At 71.0% G+C, this 17,034-nt stretch carries 15 protein-coding genes; 10 read left to right on the top strand and 5 right to left on the bottom strand.

The annotated features are described in order from the left end of the window. Nucleotides 1-110: 110 nt before the first annotated feature. The 7 genes from ACJ7VY_RS15805 to ACJ7VY_RS15775 all read left to right on the top strand — a co-directional run bounded on the left by ACJ7VY_RS15805 (nucleotide 111) and on the right by ACJ7VY_RS15775 (nucleotide 6,515). Nucleotides 111-743 (top strand): cation transporter, encoded by a 633-nt coding sequence (locus ACJ7VY_RS15805; RefSeq protein ID WP_321989559.1) that lies wholly within the window; start codon nucleotides 111-113, stop codon nucleotides 741-743. Nucleotides 744-801: 58 nt separating this feature from the next. Continuing rightward, nucleotides 802-1,488, top strand: a complete 687-nt coding sequence (locus ACJ7VY_RS15800) for a hypothetical protein (RefSeq protein WP_312344993.1) — start codon at nucleotides 802-804, stop codon at nucleotides 1,486-1,488. 215 nt (nucleotides 1,489-1,703) lie between these two features. Continuing rightward, nucleotides 1,704-1,940 (top strand): 50S ribosomal protein L28, encoded by a 237-nt coding sequence (gene rpmB, locus ACJ7VY_RS15795; RefSeq protein WP_054668347.1) that lies wholly within the window; start codon nucleotides 1,704-1,706, stop codon nucleotides 1,938-1,940. A gap of 10 nt (nucleotides 1,941-1,950) precedes the next feature. Beyond that, nucleotides 1,951-2,118: a 50S ribosomal protein L33 gene (gene rpmG, locus ACJ7VY_RS15790; RefSeq protein WP_172675037.1), complete on the top strand. Its 168-nt coding sequence runs from the start codon at nucleotides 1,951-1,953 to the stop codon at nucleotides 2,116-2,118. Nucleotides 2,119-2,271: 153 nt separating this feature from the next. Continuing rightward, entirely contained in the window at nucleotides 2,272-3,660 is a 1,389-nt protein-coding gene (locus tag ACJ7VY_RS15785; protein WP_409476024.1) for an FAD/NAD(P)-binding protein, read from the top strand. Between the two features lie 113 nt (nucleotides 3,661-3,773). Continuing rightward, nucleotides 3,774-5,963, top strand: coding sequence for a DNA helicase II (gene uvrD, locus ACJ7VY_RS15780; RefSeq protein WP_104939929.1), 2,190 nt, complete (start codon nucleotides 3,774-3,776; stop codon nucleotides 5,961-5,963). 102 nt (nucleotides 5,964-6,065) lie between these two features. Then, the gene (locus ACJ7VY_RS15775) at nucleotides 6,066-6,515 is read left to right on the top strand and encodes a universal stress protein (RefSeq protein ID WP_161614597.1); all 450 of its coding nucleotides are present in this window, start codon (nucleotides 6,066-6,068) and stop codon (nucleotides 6,513-6,515) included. A 231-nt stretch (nucleotides 6,516-6,746) separates the two neighbouring features. On the opposite strand, the gene ACJ7VY_RS15770 is transcribed toward ACJ7VY_RS15775, so the two are convergent. Beyond that, complete coding sequence (locus tag ACJ7VY_RS15770; protein WP_161614598.1) at nucleotides 6,747-7,034, bottom strand: DUF2782 domain-containing protein; 288 nt, start codon at nucleotides 7,032-7,034, stop codon at nucleotides 6,747-6,749. A gap of 91 nt (nucleotides 7,035-7,125) precedes the next feature. On the opposite strand from ACJ7VY_RS15770, the gene polA reads away from it, so the two are divergent. Together polA and ACJ7VY_RS15760 are read left to right on the top strand one after the other, a co-directional pair. Further along, complete coding sequence (gene polA / locus ACJ7VY_RS15765; RefSeq protein WP_409476023.1) at nucleotides 7,126-9,894, top strand: DNA polymerase I; 2,769 nt, start codon at nucleotides 7,126-7,128, stop codon at nucleotides 9,892-9,894. Nucleotides 9,895-10,445: 551 nt separating this feature from the next. Continuing rightward, complete coding sequence (locus ACJ7VY_RS15760; RefSeq protein ID WP_321989555.1) at nucleotides 10,446-10,925, top strand: DUF421 domain-containing protein; 480 nt, start codon at nucleotides 10,446-10,448, stop codon at nucleotides 10,923-10,925. 50 nt (nucleotides 10,926-10,975) lie between these two features. Here the strand turns inward: ACJ7VY_RS15760 and hemF are convergent, their stop codons facing one another. The 4 genes from hemF to ACJ7VY_RS15740 all read right to left on the bottom strand — a co-directional run bounded on the left by hemF (nucleotide 10,976) and on the right by ACJ7VY_RS15740 (nucleotide 15,475). Further along, entirely contained in the window at nucleotides 10,976-11,896 is a 921-nt protein-coding gene (gene hemF, locus ACJ7VY_RS15755; protein ID WP_104939925.1) for an oxygen-dependent coproporphyrinogen oxidase, read from the bottom strand. A gap of 22 nt (nucleotides 11,897-11,918) precedes the next feature. Beyond that, complete coding sequence (locus ACJ7VY_RS15750) at nucleotides 11,919-12,497, bottom strand: hypothetical protein (protein WP_409476022.1); 579 nt, start codon at nucleotides 12,495-12,497, stop codon at nucleotides 11,919-11,921. Between the two features lie 43 nt (nucleotides 12,498-12,540). After that, complete coding sequence (locus ACJ7VY_RS15745) at nucleotides 12,541-12,960, bottom strand: NUDIX hydrolase (protein WP_409476021.1); 420 nt, start codon at nucleotides 12,958-12,960, stop codon at nucleotides 12,541-12,543. Between the two features lie 151 nt (nucleotides 12,961-13,111). Next, nucleotides 13,112-15,475 (bottom strand): prolyl oligopeptidase family serine peptidase, encoded by a 2,364-nt coding sequence (locus tag ACJ7VY_RS15740; RefSeq protein WP_409476020.1) that lies wholly within the window; start codon nucleotides 15,473-15,475, stop codon nucleotides 13,112-13,114. A gap of 283 nt (nucleotides 15,476-15,758) precedes the next feature. Between ACJ7VY_RS15740 and ACJ7VY_RS15735 the strand changes: the two genes are divergently transcribed. Then, complete coding sequence (locus ACJ7VY_RS15735) at nucleotides 15,759-17,030, top strand: AMP-binding protein (RefSeq protein ID WP_409476828.1); 1,272 nt, start codon at nucleotides 15,759-15,761, stop codon at nucleotides 17,028-17,030. The last annotated feature ends 4 nt before the right edge of the window (nucleotides 17,031-17,034 follow it).

Here is a 17,034-nt window from a genome sequence, read left to right as displayed (position 1 = left end):
AGCCCCGGCCCACGCCATCGGCGTGGGCCGGGGACGTTGCGCTGCGGGGTGCGCTGCAAGCCGTGCCCGCCGGTGGGACAATCGGCCCTGGCATCGTGTCTGGAAGCGGAATGAGCGACTGTTGCGGCTGTGGCCGGGCCCTGGAGGTCGGGCGCATGCAGGCACGCCAGCGGCGTGTGCTGGTGTGGGTGCTGGTGATCAACCTGCTGACCTTCGTGATGATGATGGCCGCGGCCTGGCACAGCGGTTCGGCGTCGCTGCTGTCCGGCAGCCTGGACAACCTGGGCGACGCGCTGACCTATGCGTTGAGCCTGGCGGTGGTGGGTGCCGGCCTCGCCGCCAAGGCGAGGGTCGCCCTGCTCAAGGCGGCCTTCATCCTGGGCGCGGCCATCGCGGTGGCCGTGGGCATCGGCTGGAAGCTGGGCCATCCGCACCTGCCGTTGTTCGAGAGCATGGGCATCGCCGCGCTGCTGAACCTGGCCGCCAACCTGCTGTGCCTGCGCCTGTTGTGGCCCTATCGCCAGGGCGACATCAACCTGGCCTCGGCCTGGGCATGCTCGTTGAATGACGCCTACGAAGGCGGCGCGGTGATCCTGGCCGCGCTGGCGGTGTGGGCGTTCGGTGCCGGCTGGCCGGACCTGCTGATCGCGGTGGCCTTGCTGCTGCTGTTCCTGCGCTCGGCCTGGAAGGTGGCGCGCACGGCCTGGCGTGAGCTGCGTGGCGCGCGGGCGCGCGCGTCCTGATTTGATCCGCACCTGCCGGGTTGGCTAGAGTCCGGCGGTATCTCCAGGGAGCGGACCCATGCGATCGCGCCAGCTTGTCGTGCCCTTGCTGTTGTCGCTGTGCGGCCCGGCCGCCGCGCAGGACAGCGGCATCTACATCGAGTTCCTGTGGTCCAGGACCCCGGCTGACGCGCTTGCCCGCCAGCAGACCCGGCAGTTCGTCATGACCGGCGATCACGCGCACCAGATCTGTGTGGCCGGCACTGCCGCGACCGGCGATGCCGGCGGCCTGCAACTGGAGTTGCGCGATGCCGACGGCAAGCGGGTGTCCCTGCAGCGTCATGACGACTACCGCGGCAGCAAGCGCTGCTACCGGGCCGACCTGGGCAGCGGTGGCCGGCCGGGAGACTGGACCGCGCATGCGGTCCTCGGCGACGGTGGCAGCAACACCGCGACGATCCGTGTCGATCCACGGCTGGAGGACTCGCCCTTGTTCCAGCAGCGCGACGTTCCCTATGTCGCCGGCCGCCCGAACTACGATGCCTCGATCGCCCCGGAACAATGGGGGGGCCGGCTGGTCTGGGCGATGGACGTCGATCCGCAGGGCAAGGTCACCCATGTGGAGGTCGAAGTGGCCGAAGGCGTGGGCGAACGCCTCCGCGACCGTGCCATCGCCGCCGGCTACCTGAGCCTGTTTCCGCCGGACCCGGGCCGGGCCGCCACGCCGCTGCGCTGGCGCCGGAGCCTGGATTTCGCGCCCCGGTAGGGCCGGCCGCGGCCGGCGGTTTGCACTCGGGGCCTTGGCCCGGCATAATTGCCGGCTCGCTGTGTCCGGAAACCTCCGGATCGGTGGCCGGGAACGTGTCATCCGCCCACCCTCGTCAGCGTAACCCTTTGATTCCCATGACACGTGGCGGGCAACCGCCGGGGCCGCCCTCTTCCTGGCCAAGGAAGAGACAACCGACATTACCGAGGTGCGCAATGTCCCGAGTTTGCCAAGTTTCCGGCAAGAAGGTGCAGACGGGTAACAACGTCTCGCATGCCAACAACAAGACCCGTCGTCGTTTCCAGCCGAACCTGCACGAGCGTCGTTTCTGGGTCGCCAGCGAGAACCGCTGGGTCAAGCTTCGTGTTTCCGCGCATGCACTGCGCACCATCGACAAGAACGGCATCGATTCCGTTCTGGCTGAGCTGCGTGCGCGCGGCGAAAAGGTCTGAGGAGTAAACCATCATGGCAGGCAAGCGCGACAAGGTCCGTATGATTTCCTCGGCCGGTACCGGCCACTTCTACACCACGGACAAGAACAAGAAGAACACCCCCGGGAAGATGGAATTCCTGAAGTATGACCCGGTGGTCCGTAAGCACGTGATGTACAAGGAAGGCAAGATCAAGTAATCCGCACGGATTGCCTGGATCGCCGTTCCACACCGGACCCGCCGCAAGGCGGGTTCGTTGTTTCCGGGGCATGCGCGGCGCCATCAGCATGCTCCATCAGCACATGCGGCGGCGGCATCATGCCGCGCCGGGCGCATCGCCTACAATCGGCGCATGACCGTTCCCGACCCGATGCAGACCTGCGACATCGCCATCATCGGCGGTGGCGCCGCCGGCGTGCTCACCGCGATCGGCGTGCTGCGTGGCGCGCGCGGCGAGCTGCGCGTGGTGCTTGTCGAACCGCAGCTCCCGCTCGGCCGCGGCGTGGCCTACGCCACCCGTCGTCCCGAGCACCTGCTCAACGTGCCGGCCGGCAAGATGAGCGGCTTCCCGGACCGGCCCGACGATTTCCTCGATTACCTGGTCGCGCACGACGCCCTGCCGGGCACCGGCCGCGACGCGCTGGCGCAGGCCTTCGTCGCCCGCCACCACTACGCCGCCTATCTGCGGCAACGCCTGCAGGAGGCGGTGGATGCCAGCCCGGCGCGGCTGGACGTGCGCGCCGCGCGGGTCCACGCCCTGGAGCGCCACGCCGACGGGCTGCTGCTGCAGCTGGACGCGGGCCCGCCGTTGCGGGCCGCCGCGGTGGCGCTGTGCAGCGGCAACGCGCTGCGGCCGCTGCCGGCGCGCGGCGCCGGCGCGGTGCCGCCGGGCAAGCGCATCGAGGCCTGGGACTACGACGCGGTGCAGGATGTCGCCGCCAGCGCCGACGTGGCCATCGTCGGCTCCGGGCTGAGCATGGCCGATTGCGTGGCCTCGCTCGCGGCGTCCGGGCACCGCGGGCAGGTGCACGTGCTCTCGCGCCACGCGCTGCTGCCACTGCCGCACGCCAGCGGCGCGGCCGCCGACTACGACCCCGGACCGCTGCTGGCGATGGGCCTGCGCCAGCGCATGCGCGCGCTGCGCCGGCATGCCGCCGACGCGGCGCGCCGCGGCATCCCCTGGCAGAGCGTGATGGAACGCATCCGCCCGCTGGGGCAGGCGCTGTGGCAGTCGCTGTCCTTCGACGACCAGCGCCGTTTCCTGCGCCACGTGGTGCGCTACTGGGACGTGCACCGGCACCGCATCGCCGCGCCGGTGCATGCGCAGCTGCTGGAGCTGCGGCGGCAGGGGCGCCTGCACCTGCACCGCGGGCGCCTGGAAACGGCCATCGCCGAAGGCGCCTGCGTGCGCCTGGGCGCGCTCGACCCGCGGCGGCAGCCGTTCCAGATCGACGCGCACTGCGTGGTCAACGCCACCGGCGTGGAGATGCGCGCGCAGGCCATGCGCAATCCGCTGCTGCAGCAGCTGCTGGGCAGCGGCATTGCGCGCCCGGGGCCGCACGGCATCGGCCTGGACAGCGCGGACGATGGCAGCCTGCTCGACGCCGATGGCGTGGCCGAGCCGCGCATACAGGTGGTCGGCAGCCTGCGTATCGGCCGGTTGTGGGAGAGCCTGGCCATCCCGGAACTGCGCGGCCAGGCCGCGCAGGCGGCCGCGCGGCTGTTGCCGCCGCAGGCATGAACGCGGCGGTGGCCCCCGCCGGGCCGGGTATTCCTCGTCCCGGCCCGGCCGCGCAGGGCGCCGGCGCCTGCGGTTTCTCGGCTTTTGGTCGCGCTACGCCCTAAAATGCCGGGATGGATGTTTCCCACCTGCTCGACGGGCTGAACCCGGCCCAGCGCGAGGCCGTTTCCGCTGCTCCCGGCCATTACCTGATCCTCGCTGGCGCCGGCTCCGGCAAGACCCGCGTGCTTACCCACCGCATCGCCTGGCTCAATGAAGTGCACGGCGTGCCGACCCACGGCATCTTCGCGGTGACCTTCACCAACAAGGCCGCCGGCGAGATGCGCCACCGCATCGACCTGCAGCTGCGCAACGGCGCGCGCGGCATGTGGATCGGCACCTTCCACGGCCTGGCGCACCGCCTGCTGCGCCTGCACTGGGCCGACGCCAGGCTGCCCGAAGCGTTCCAGGTGATGGATTCGGACGACCAGCTGCGGCTGGTCAAGCGCGTGGTGCAGGCGCTGGAGATCGACGACGGCAAGCACCCGCCCAAGCAGATCGCCTGGTGGATCAACGAGCAGAAGGACGAGGGCCGCCGGCCGCAGCACATCCAGCCCGAGCCGCACGATGCGTGGCTGGAAACCATGCGCCAGGCCTACACCGAATACCAGGCGCGCTGCGACCGCGCCGGCCTGGTCGACTTCGCCGAACTGCTGCTGCGCGCGCACGAACTGCTGCGCGACAACCCGGCGCTGCTGGCGCACTACCGCGCGCGCTTCGGCGAGATCCTGGTCGACGAGTTCCAGGACACCAATGCCATCCAGTACGCTTTCGTGCGGGTGCTGGCCGGTGATACGGGCCACGTGTTCGTGGTCGGCGACGACGACCAGGCGATCTACGGCTGGCGCGGCGCCAAGGTCGAGAACGTGCAGCGCTTCCTCAAGGATTTCCCGGGCGCGCAGACCATCCGCCTGGAGCAGAACTACCGCTCCAGCGCCAACATCCTCAATGCCGCCAACGCGGTCATCGCCCACAACCCGGACCGCATCGGCAAGCAGCTGTGGACCGACAGCGGCGACGGCGAGCCGATCGACCTGTACGCCGCCTACAACGAGATGGACGAGGCGCGCTACCTGGTCGAGCGCGCGCGGCAATGGGTGCGTGACGGCGGCAGTTACGGCGACATCGCCGTGCTCTACCGCAGCAACGCGCAGTCGCGCGCCTTCGAAGAGGCGCTGCTGTCCGAGCAGGTGCCGTACCGCGTGTACGGCGGCATGCGCTTCTTCGAGCGCGCCGAGGTCAAGGACGCGCTGGCCTACCTGCGGCTGCTGACCAACCGCAACGACGACGCCGCGTTCGAGCGCGCGGTGAACACGCCGGCGCGTGGCATCGGCGAGCGTACCCTGGACGAGGTGCGGCGCATCGCGCGCGCGCAGTCGCTGTCGCTGTGGGAGGCGGCGATGCTCGCCACCCAGGGCAACGACCTCGCGGCGCGCGCGAAGAACGCGCTCGCCGGCTTCCTCAACCTGGTCCAGCAGATCGGCAGCGAAACCGCGCAGATGACCCTGGCCGAGCGCATCGACCACGTGCTGGTGCGTTCGGCGCTGCGCGAACACTGGAGCAAGGAGAGCCGCAACACGCTCGACTCCGAATCGCGCAGCGACAACCTCGACGAACTGGTCTCGGTGGCCTCGCGCTTCGTCCAGCGCGACCAGGACGAAGAGGGCGCCGCCGACATGAGCGAGCTGGTGGCCTTCCTGTCCTACGCCTCGCTGGAGGCCGGCGAAGGCCAGGCCCAGGCCGGCGAGGACGGGGTACAGCTGATGACCCTGCATTCGGCCAAGGGCCTGGAGTTCCCGCTGGTGTTCCTGGCCGGGCTGGAGGAAGGGCTGTTCCCGGGCGCGCGCTCGCTGGAGGAAAGCGGCCGGCTGGAGGAAGAGCGCCGGCTGGCCTACGTCGGCATCACCCGCGCCCGGCACAAGCTGGTGCTGGGCTACGCCGAGTCGCGCCGCATCCACGGCCAGGACAACTACAGCCTGCCGTCGCGGTTCCTGCGCGAGATCCCGCGCGAGCTGCTGCACGAAGTACGGCCCAGGGTGCAGGTCTCGCGCCCGGCCTCGCTCGGCAGCAGCCGGGTGGCCGGCCATGCCGCGCTGGAGGCGCCGGCGATCCGCCTGGGCGCCAGCGTCAGCCACCCCAAGTTCGGCGAGGGCGTGGTCACCGACTACGAGGGCAGCGGCGCGCATGCGCGGGTGCAGGTGGAGTTCGCCGAGGCCGGCAGCAAGTGGCTGGTGATGGCCTACGCCAACCTGAACGTGCTCTAGGCCGCGGCCCGGCCCGGGCGGGGCGGTTTGATCAGGCTCAATGCACGCCGGTGGCATCGGGTGTGTAATGCTCGCCTGCCACCCTTGCCGAGGAACACCGCCATGTACAAGCGCATCCTGATCGCGACCGATGGTTCCGAGCTGGCCATGAAGGGCCTGCAGAAGGGCCTGGAACTGGCGGCGCAGCTCGGCGCCAAGGTCGACATCGTCACCGTGTCCGAGCCGTGGGCGGTGGGCATGTACGACGCCATGGGCTGGAGCGCCGGCTACGAAGCCAGCCCCGAGTACAAGCAGGACCGCGAGGCCGCGGCGCAGAAGATCCTGCAGCCGTCGCTGGACGCCGCGCGCGCCGCCGGCGTGGCCGAGGTGACCGGCCACCACGTACTCGACCGCTATGCCGCCGACGGCATCATCGAGACCGCCGATGCCTGCGGCAGCGACCTGCTGGTGATGACCTCGCATGGCCGCCGCGGCATGACCCGGGTGCTGCTCGGCAGCCAGACCGCCGAAGTGCTGGCGCGCAGCAGGGTGCCGGTGCTGGTGATCCGCTGAGGCAGGCCCTGCGCCTGCCCGGCCCGGGACGTCCCCCGCGGCGTCCCGGTGGCGGCCTGCGGCCGTCGCTTTCCCTTTTTCAGCGTACCCCCTTCATCGCCATCGTTGCCGAAGGGGGCTTTTCTTTGATGGCCGGGGTGATGGCCGGGGTGATGGCCGCGGGGTCGCCGCCGGGCGGCGCCCAGGCCGTGGCGCGGCTGGCTGGCCGCCGTCGCGGCAGCCGCCCCGGCATCACCAGCTGTACAGCTTCCAGTAGACCGGCGACACGCCGTCCTTGTCGTTGTCCATGCGGCCGTCGCCATTGCGGTCATAGAGGTAGAACGGCGCACCCCGCGCGGGGGTGACCTTGACCATGCGCAGCTGGCTGCCGACGCGGTACTCCTCGATGGTGTCGCCGTTGTCGAGGCTGCGGCGGGTGACATCGGCGCCGGTCACGTCCACCGGCGGCGCATCGGCGTCCCGACCCATGCTGGCGCAACCGGCCAGGGCGAGCAGGGGGATCAGCAGCAGGTGTTTCATGACGGCGGCTCCTCGCATCGGTGTCCGGGTGATTATGCCTGCCTGCGGCGGGTGCGCGCGTCGTCGTGGGCCGGCCGCGTAGAATCGCCGGATGAGCAGATTAGTCCTGATCGACGGGTCCAGTTACCTGTACCGCGCGTTCCACGCGTTGCCGCCGCTGTCCAATGCCGCCGGCGAACCCACCGGCGCGCTGTTCGGCGTGGTCAACATGCTGCGGGCCACGCTGAAGGAAAAGCCCGACTACGTGGCCTTCGTGGTCGACGCCCCCGGCAAGACCTTCCGCGACGACCTGTACGCCGAGTACAAGGCCAACCGCCCGCCGATGCCCGACGACCTGCGCGCGCAGGTGCAGCCGATGTGCGACATCGTGCACGCGCTGGGCATCGACATCCTGCGCGTGCCCGGGGTGGAGGCCGACGACGTGATCGGCACCCTGGCCCTGGCCGGCGCCGCCGACGGGCTGGAGGTGACCATCTCCACCGGCGACAAGGACTTCGCCCAGCTGGTGCGCCCGGGGGTGATCCTGGTCAACACCATGACCGGCAGCCGTACCGATTCCGATGCCGCGGTGATGGACAAGTTCGGCGTGCGCGCCGACCAGATCGTCGATTACCTGGCGCTGATGGGCGATGCCGTGGACAACGTGCCCGGCGTGGACAAGTGCGGGCCCAAGACCGCCGCCAAATGGCTGGCCGAGTACAACGACCTGGACGGCGTGATGGCCGCCGCGGCCACCATGAAGGGCAAGATCGGCGAGAACCTGCGCGCCGCGCTGCCGCGGCTGCCGCTCAACCGCGAGCTGGTCACCATCCGTACCGACGTGGCGCTGGAACAGGGCCCGCGCGACCTGCGCCTGCGCGAGCAGCACGTGGACAGCCTGCGCGAGCTGTATGGCCGCTACGGCTTCACCCAGGCGCTGCGCGAGCTGGGCGGCGTCGCCGCGCCGGCCGCCGCCGACGAGGCCAGGGTCAGCCTGCGCGGTACCGCCGCCGGCTTCGCCCGGTCCGCCGAGGCGGCGCCCGCCGTCGCCGCGGACCCGGCGCTGGCCGGCAAGGGCGAGTACGAAACCGTGTTCACCGACGAACAGCTGCGGGCCTGGGTCGAACGCCTGCAGGCCGCCGCCGAATTCGCCTTCGATACCGAAACCGATGCGCTGGATGCCATGCGCGCGCGGCTGGTCGGCGTGAGCCTGGCGGTCGAGCCGGGCACGGGCGCCTACATCCCGGTCGGCCACGACTACCCGGGCGCGCCGGCGCAGCTGCCGCTGGCGCGCGTGCTCGACGCACTGCGGCCGCTGCTCGAGGACCCGGCCAGGCGCAAGCTCGGCCAGCACGGCAAGTACGACATCCACGTGCTGCGCCGCCACGGCGTGGAGGTGCGCGGCTACGCCGACGACACCATGCTGGAGAGCTTCGTGCTCAACTCCACCGCCACCCGCCACGACATGGATTCGCTGGCGCATCGCTACCTGGGCTACACCACCACCAAGTTCGAGGACGTGGCCGGCAAGGGCGCCAGGCAGATCCCGTTCTCGCAGGTCGGCATCGAAGAGGCTGGCCAGTACGCCGCCGAGGATGCCGACATCACCCTGCGCCTGCACCGCGTGCTGGCGCCGCAGCTGGCCGCCGAGCCGGCGCTGGAAAAGGTCTACCGCGAGATCGAGATGCCGCTGGTGCCGGTGCTGGCGCGCATCGAGGCCAACGGCGTGTGCATCGATGCCGCCGAGCTGCGGCGGCAGAGCGCGGACCTGTCGGCGCGCATGCTGGCCGCGCAGCAGAAGGCCACCGAACTGGCCGGGCGCAGCTTCAACCTTGACTCGCCCAAGCAGCTGCAGGCGGTGCTGTTCGACGAGCTGGGCCTGCCGGCGCTGGTGAAGACGCCCAAGGGCCAGCCCAGCACCAACGAGGAGGCGCTGGAAGCCATCGCCGAGCAGCACGAGCTGCCGCGGGTGATCCTGGAGTACCGCGGCCTGGCCAAGCTGCGCAGCACCTACACCGACAAGCTGCCGGAGATGGTCAACCCCGACACCGGCCGCGTGCACACCAGCTACCACCAGTCCGGCGCGGCCACCGGGCGGTTGTCCTCGTCCGATCCCAATCTGCAGAACATCCCGATCCGCACCGACGACGGCCGCCGCATCCGCAGGGCCTTCGTCGCGCCGCCGGGGCGCCGGCTGATGGCCTGCGACTACTCGCAGATCGAGCTGCGCATCATGGCCCACCTGTCCGAAGACCCGGGCCTGATCCGCGCCTTCGAGCAGGGCGTGGACGTGCACCGCGCCACTGCCGCCGAAGTATTCGGGCGCGCGCTGGAGGATGTCACCGCGAACGAGCGCCGCGCCGCCAAGGCGATCAACTTCGGCCTGATGTACGGCATGAGCGCGTTCGGCCTGGCCAAGAACCTGGGCATCGACCGCGGCCAGGCACAGGATTACGTGGCGCTGTACTTCAGCCGTTACCCGGCGGTGCGCGATTTCATGGAGCGCATGCGCGTGCAGGCGCGCGAGCAGGGCTACGTGGAGACCCTGTTCGGCCGCCGCCTGTACCTGAACGACATCCACGCGCGCAACCAGGGCCTGCGCGCCGGCGCCGAGCGCGCGGCGATCAATGCGCCGATGCAGGGTACCGCCGCGGACATCATCAAGCGCGCGATGGTCAGCGTGGATGGCTGGCTCGCCGCGCACCGCGAACGCGCGCAGATGATCCTGCAGGTGCACGACGAACTGGTGTTCGAGGCCGATGCGGACTTCATCGACAGGCTGCGCGCGGAAGTGGAATCGCGCATGGCCGCCGCGGCGCAGCTGCGGGTGCCGCTGGTGGTCGATACCGGTGTGGGCGACAACTGGGACCAGGCCCACTAGGCGTGCGGGCGGCGCCACGGCTCACGCCTGTCGCGCCGCCCCGGGGGCCGCTGCCGGGTGCGGCCGGCACGCCGCGCTGGCGTCGCGGCTTCACCTGTATTCGTGTTGCCAATGGCGCCCAGTGGGTTTGGTGATGCCTGCCGCTGCAATTGCGGAATGCAGCACGGATTGTCGATGGATCGACGTGCGAAATGCCACTTCTGGAACGTTGCGTCACGCACGTAATGGGTAATGGCGCACACCTTGTTTTGCGGATGAATCCCTCCTTAATCGTCCGGAAATAAATAGCCGCTCTTCACGAACCATCAATGTGCGCGATGGTCATATAGCCCGTGACAGGTGCAACGCCTGTCGCGGATCTCTCCCATCCCCTGGAGCAGATCTCGGAGCGGGGATTCCTCCCCAAATCGCCGCTCCTCGAGCCCCGTCGACCCCCCCCTGGTCGGCGGGGCTTTTTTTGTGCCGGCCGCGCCCCGCGCAGCCATGTCCAGCGTGCACCGGTGCGGTGGTCTGGGCATCATGGCCGCACAGACAGAAAGGGGGGTGGGCCGATGTCGGACATGTTCGCGCTGGCGATGCCGTGGTGGGAGTTCGTGCTGCGCGCGGTGGTGGTCTACGTCGTGGTGCTGGGAATGGTGCGGCTGACCGGCAAGCGCGCGCTGGGGCAGATCACGCCGTTCGACGTGCTGTTGATCGTGCTGCTGGGCAACGCCGTGCAGAACGCGCTGCTCGGCCAGGACACCTCGCTTGCCGGTGGCCTGTTGCTGGCCGCGACGCTGATCACCATCAACTACGCGGTGGGCTGGCTCACCACCCGCAGCCGCCGGGTTGAGCGGCTGGTGGAAGGCGAACCGGTATTGATCGCGCGCGATGGCCGCCTGCTGGATTCGGTGCTGCGCCGCGAACTGATCACCCACGCCGACTTCGACGCGGCGATGCGCCAGCAGGGATGCCGTGGCGTCGATGAGGTCGAGCTGGCGCTGCTGGAAACCAATGGCCACATCACCATCGTGCCGCGCCGCCGCGACTGACCCGGCCATGGCCGCGTGCGCCGGCCGGTGCCGGCGCGGGGCGGCGGCCGTTACAGCCAGTCGCGCGGGACCAGGTAGCCGGCCAGCCGCGCCTCGTCGCTGCCGGCTTCGGGCTGGTAGCCGTACTCCCAGCGCACGCGCGGTGGCAGGCTCATCAGGATGCTCTCGCTGCGGCCGCCGCTCTGCAGGCCGAACAGCGTGCCACGGTCGTAGACCAGGTTGAATTCCACGTAGCGGCCGCGGCGGTACAGCTGGAACTCGCGTTCGCGCTCGCCATACGCGGTGTCCCTGCGGCGCGCCACGATCGGCAGGTAGGCATCGAGGAAGCCGTCGCCCACGGCGCGCATATAGGCGAAATCGCGCTCGAAATCGCCCTGCAGGTCGTCGAAGAACAGGCCGCCGACGCCACGGGTCTCGTTGCGGTGCTTGAGGAAGAAGTACTCGTCGCACCAGCGCTTGTGCGCGTGGTAGCGCTCGGCGCCGAACGGCGCGCACAGATCATGCGCCACCTGGTGCCAGTGGCGCACGTCCTCGTCGAACGGATAGAACGGGGTCAGGTCGAAGCCGCCGCCGAACCAGGCCGCGACCGCCTTGCCGTCGCGCTCGGCCTGGAAGTAGCGCACGTTGGCGTGGGTGGTGGGCAGGTAGGGATTGAGCGGATGGAACACCAGCGACACACCGCAGGCGCGCCACGACGCGCCGGCCAGTTCCGGGCGGTGCGCCGAGGCCGACGGCGGCAGGCGCGTGCCGGACACGTCGGAGAAGCCGATGCCGGCCTGCTCGAACACCGCGCCATCGCGCAGGACCCGGGTGCGGCCGCCGCCGCCCAGCAGCGGCGCGGAGCCGCCGGCGTCGGCGCGCTGCCAGCGGTCTTCGACGAAACGGGCCCGGCCGTCGGCGGATTCGATGGCCTGGCAGATGCGGTCCTGCAGGCCGGTGAGGTAGTCGCGTACGCGTTCGAAATCGTCCATGCGCGTACTGTAGCGCAGGCGTTCAGCGGAACAGCGCGCGGACCTCGTCGCGGCACAGCTTGACCACCAGCCAGGCGTGCAGGCCGGCGAACGCCAGCGCGGTGGCGCCGGCGCTGAGCAGCGCGGTCCAGCGGCTGGCCTGCATCTGCGCCATCGCATGGCGGCCGTCGGCCGAGTCGTGGAAGCCCGGTGGCAGCACCGCCTGCATCGCCGTGAACAGGCCGTCGACCAGCGGCAGCATGGCGAAGTTGGCCAGGGCCACCACGACCAGGAACACGATGAAGCCGATCCGTCCCCATTCGTGGTGGCGCAGCAGCGCCCACGACACCGCGAGCAGGGCCACGGACAGCAGCAGCATCAGCACGCTGAGCGACAGCGCGTGCTGTGCGGCCCAGTGCAGCGCCGCCGGCACCGGCAGGCCCTGCTGCTCGAGCCAGCCCAACGGGTCGAGCCGGCCGAGCAGGGCCACCAGCAGCAGCTGCAGCAGGCTCCAGCCGATGGACAGTACCGCCATCGCCAGCGACAGCCGGGCGGTGACGTCGACGAAGCTGGCGGCGGTCTGCGATGCGCGGTGGAGTGGCGGGGGAGCGGATGGGATCACGCGGAGGCGCTGTCGGTTGCGGTGGCGGGCACTATCGCCGGCTTCAGCCGGCTTGCCCAGCCCCCAGCCAGCGCCGCACCGCCGGCAGTACATGGCGTTCGCTCAACGGCGCCAGTACCACGCCATGCGGCGGGTGCAGCGGAATCCAGGCCAGCTCGGCGATCTCGGCGCGCGCGCGCGGCGTGCCGTCCACCTGCACCAGGAACGATTCGCCCTGCACGCGCCGCCCGGGTTCGTTGACCGCGTCGTCCTCGAAGGTGCCCAGCGCGTGCGCGCCGCCGGCACGCAGCGCCACGCCCAGTTCCTCGCGCAGTTCGCGCGCCAGCGTGTGCAGCGCCTGTTCGCCGGCCTCGCGCTTGCCGCCGGGCTGGATGAAGGCGCGCGAACCCCGCTTGCGCACCACCAGCACGCGGCCGGCGGGGTCCAGGATCACCGCGGTGACGATGCGGAAGGGGGAGGTCATCGGCTGGAATCCGCCGCGCGGCGTGGCCTGCCCGCGGCGGTACCCGGTGTCGTGGACGCCGTGGCCCAGGCCACGAGGCGGCGGCGCGCCGGTGCCACCGGAAAGGCGGCGCACCGCGCAGGGGCGGCGCCGGGCCGCCCCTGCCGGGTGCTCACTTCAGCGTTTCCTCGAACAGCTTGAGGATGCGCTTGTACTGGTCCAGCCAGGAATCGGCGCGGGTGTAGCCGTGGCGTTCCAGCGGGTACGGCGCGATCGACCAGTTGTCCTTGTGCAGCTCGATCAGGCGCTGGGTCATGTTGACCGAGTCCTGGAAGAACACGTTGTCGTCCATCATGCCGTGGGCGATCAGCAGGTGGTCCTGCAGGCCTTCGGCGTACTCGATCGGCGAGGACACGCGGTAGGCCTCCGGATCGATGTCCGGGGTGTTGAGGATGTTGCTGGTGTAGCCGTGGTTGTACTGGTGCCAGTCGCCGACCGGGCGCAGCGCGGCGCCGGCCTTGAACGTGCCCGGCGCGCGGTACAGCGCCATGAAGGTCATGAAGCCGCCATAGGAGCCGCCGTAGATGCCGGCGCGGTCGCGGTCGCCCTGCTGGGTCTCCACCAGCCAGTCCAGGCCGTCCAGGTAGTCCTCCAGCTCGGGGTGGCCCATGTTGCGGTAGATCGCGGTGCGCCAGTCGCGGCCGTAGCCCTCGCTGCCGCGGTAGTCCATGTCCAGCACGATGTAGCCCTTCTGCACCAGCAGGTTGTGGAACATCTGCTCGCGGAAGTAGGTGGGGTAGCGCTGGTGCACGTTCTGCAGGTAGCCGGCGCCGTGCACGAACATCACCACCGGGTACTTCCTGCCCGGTTCCTTCTGCGCGGGGCCGTAGTACTTGGCCCAGACCACGCCGGCGCCGTGCTTCGACGGCACCGCCACCAGCTGCGGCTGGATCCACTGCCGCGCCTTGAACTCGGCGCTGCGGGTGTCGGTGAGCACGCGCGCGCTGCCGCCCGCGGCCGGCACCACCGCCAGCTGCGGCGGCAGGTAGGCGCCGGAGTAGCGCACCAGCAGCTGCTGGCCGTCGGGCGAGAGCGAGAAGTCCTCCACGCCGTTGAGGTCGGTCAGCTCGCGCACCTGGCCGCTGGCGACGTCGACGCCGCACACCTCGTAGTCGTGCGGCGCCTGCGGGTTGCACAGCACGTAGAAGCCCTTGCCGTCGGCCGAGGGCACCGGCGCCGAGGTCTCCCATTTGCCGCTGGTGAGCGCGCGCGGCCTGTCGCTGCCGGTCTGGGTATACAGGTGCGAGAAGCCCGATTCCTCGGACAGCAGCCACAGCGTGCGGCCGTCGGCCATCCAGCCGAAATCGTTGAAGCCCCAGTTGATCCAGCCCGGGTCGGTGAGCCGGTGGCGGTTCTGCAGGCGGCCGTCGTCGCCGACGCTGACGATCCAGCGGTCCTTGTTGTCGTTGGCGCGCAGCATCACCGCCGCCTGCCTGCCGTCGGTGCTCCAGCGGATGCCGCCGCCCATGAAGTCGCCCATCACCTGCACGCTGCGGTTGCCCTTGAGCGGCTCCTTGCCGGCGGCCTTGCGCAGCGCGGCCAGCGGGTCGCTGCCGATGCCGGGCAGCGCGTCCAGCGCCAGCGGCCGTACCTGGCCGGTGCGGGCGTCGGCCAGCCACAGCGCGTGCGGGGCGAAGCCGTTGCGGCCGACCCGGGTGCGGGTGTCCTCGGTCTCCTCGTAGCCGGATTCGGTGACGTACAGCGGCATCTTGCCGCCGCGGCCGTCCTCGAAGTTCTTCGGCTTGGTCACCACGATCAGGCGGGTGGCATCGGGCGACAGCGCGCTGTCCACGATCTCCACGTCCGCGCCCAGGTAAAGCGGGCCCGGGGCGCGGGTCGGATCGGCCTGGCGCCAGCGCTCGCCCTGCTCGCGCAGCGCTTCGCGCTGGGCGCGGTCGCGGCGCAGGGTCTCCAGCGTGCGCATCTGCTGGTCGCGCAGCACGTCGGCCTTGGGCGCATCGGCGGGGTTCTTCTCGGCCTTGAGCTGGGCGACCACGGCGATGGCGCCGCTGCCCGCGTTCCAGTGGTACCAGGTGTTGCCGACGCTCCAGATCACGCCGCCGTCGGTGGCGAAATCCACGCCCGCGGCGCGCTCGTTGCCACGCGTGAGCTGGGTCAGCGCGCCGCTGCGCAGGTCGCGCACGAACACGTCGCCGTTGCGCACGAAGGCCATGCGCTGGCGCTGGCGGTCATACACGCGGGTGGCCGCGTCCAGCGTGCCGCGCTGGTCGTCGGCAACCTGCTGCGCCGCGCCGCCGTCGACCGCCTGGCGGAAGGTGTCGCGTACCGGGCTGCCCTTGCGCTTGAGCGTGTACTCCACCTGCTGGCCGTTCCACGACCACCAGGCCGATTCCACCGGCGGCCCGATCCAGTCCGGGTCGGCCATCGCCTGCTCGATGGTGATCGGCGTGGGCGCGGCGTGGACACCGCCGGCGGCGGCCAGCAGCAACAGGGACAGGGGCAGGAATCTGGACATCGCGGGCACCGGTGGAGAAAACCGGCAAAGCCTAGCAGCACGCCCCGCCGCAGGGCTGGGCCACAGGTCATGGACGGGCGCGCAGACCGCGCCCGGGCCCTGCGCGCCCGCGCTCCGGCGCGTCCGCGTTTGTGCGGCTTCCGCCAGCGGCTATGCTGGGCGCCGGCCGCGACCTCCGTTGCGCGGCGGTTTTTCCCGAAGGTCGTCCCGCGTGCCCGCTGCCCATCCGATTTCCTGCTGCCTGCATCCCCTCGCCACCGGCGCCCGCGCGCGACCACTGGCGATGGCCGCCGCGACGATCGACCTGGATACGTTCCTCGCGCATGTGCGCGGGGTGGCGGCACTGCTGCCGCCGGGGCGCCACGCGGTCAACCTGTGCGAGGACCGCTACCGTTTCCTGGTCGGTTTCTGCGCCATCGCCCTGCGTGGCCAGGTCAACCTGCTGCCGCCCTCGCGCGCGCCGGCGGTGGTGGACGACGTGCAGCGGCGCCACGAGCAGGCCTGGTGCCTGGGCGACACCGCTCCGGATCCGCTGCCGGCGGGCTGGTTCGCGTTGCCGGAGGTGCTGCCACGGCTGCCGGGCGAGGTTCCGTTGCTGGATGCGGCGCAGCTGGTCGCCATCGGCTTCACCTCGGGCAGCACCGGCGCGCCGGCGGCCAACCCCAAGACCTGGGGCGCCTTCGTCACCAGCACCGCGCAGAACCTGCAGGCGCTGGGCGACCTGTGGGGCGAGCGCATGCCGTCGGTGGTCGCCACGGTGCCGCCGCAGCACATGTACGGCATGGAAATGTCGGTGCTGCTGCCGCTGCTGGCGCCGGCGATGCTGCATGCCGGCCGCCCGTTCTTCCCGCAGGACGTGGCGCAGGCGCTGGCCGAAGTGCCCGCGCCGCGGCTGCTGGTCACCACCCCGGTGCACCTGAAGGCACTGGTCGAATCGGGCGTGGCGCTGCCGCCGCTGGCCGGCATCGTCACCGCCACCGCGCCGCTGCCGCAGCCGCTGGCCGCCGCGGCCGAAGCGCGTTTCGCCACGGAAGTGCGCGAGGTGTTCGGGTCCACCGAGACCTGCATCTTCGCCCGCCGCCGCACCGCCCGTGAACAGGCCTGGACGCTGCTGCCGGGCGTGCGCCTGGAGCCGCGCGACGACGGTACCCGGGTGCATGCACCGCACCTGGCCGAGCCGGTGCTGCTGGCCGATCTGGTCGAGCCGCTGGCGCACGACCGCTTCCTGCTGCGCGGCCGTCGCGCGGACCTGCTGGAGATCGCCGGCAAGCGCGCGTCGCTGGGCGACCTGACGCGGCGCCTGCAGGCGGTACCCGGGGTGCGCGACGCGGTGATGGTGCAGCTGGACCCGGAGCCGGGCCAGGCGGTGGGGCGCATCGCGGCGCTGGTGGTGGCACCGGAGCGCGGGGAGGCGGACATCCTGCGCGAACTGCGCGCGGGCATGGACCCGGTGTTCCTGCCGCGGCCATTGCGCCGGGTGGCGTGCCTGCCGCGCAACGAGACGGGGAAGTTGCCCAGGGATGCGGTGCTGGCGTTGCTGCGCGGCGGGGAATAGTTCT

The organism is Stenotrophomonas sp. Y-13 (genome assembly GCF_046267925.1).
GTDB classification, from domain to species: Bacteria; Pseudomonadota; Gammaproteobacteria; order Xanthomonadales; family Xanthomonadaceae; genus Stenotrophomonas; species Stenotrophomonas acidaminiphila_A.
This window is presented reverse-complemented; position numbering and strand designations above follow the sequence as displayed.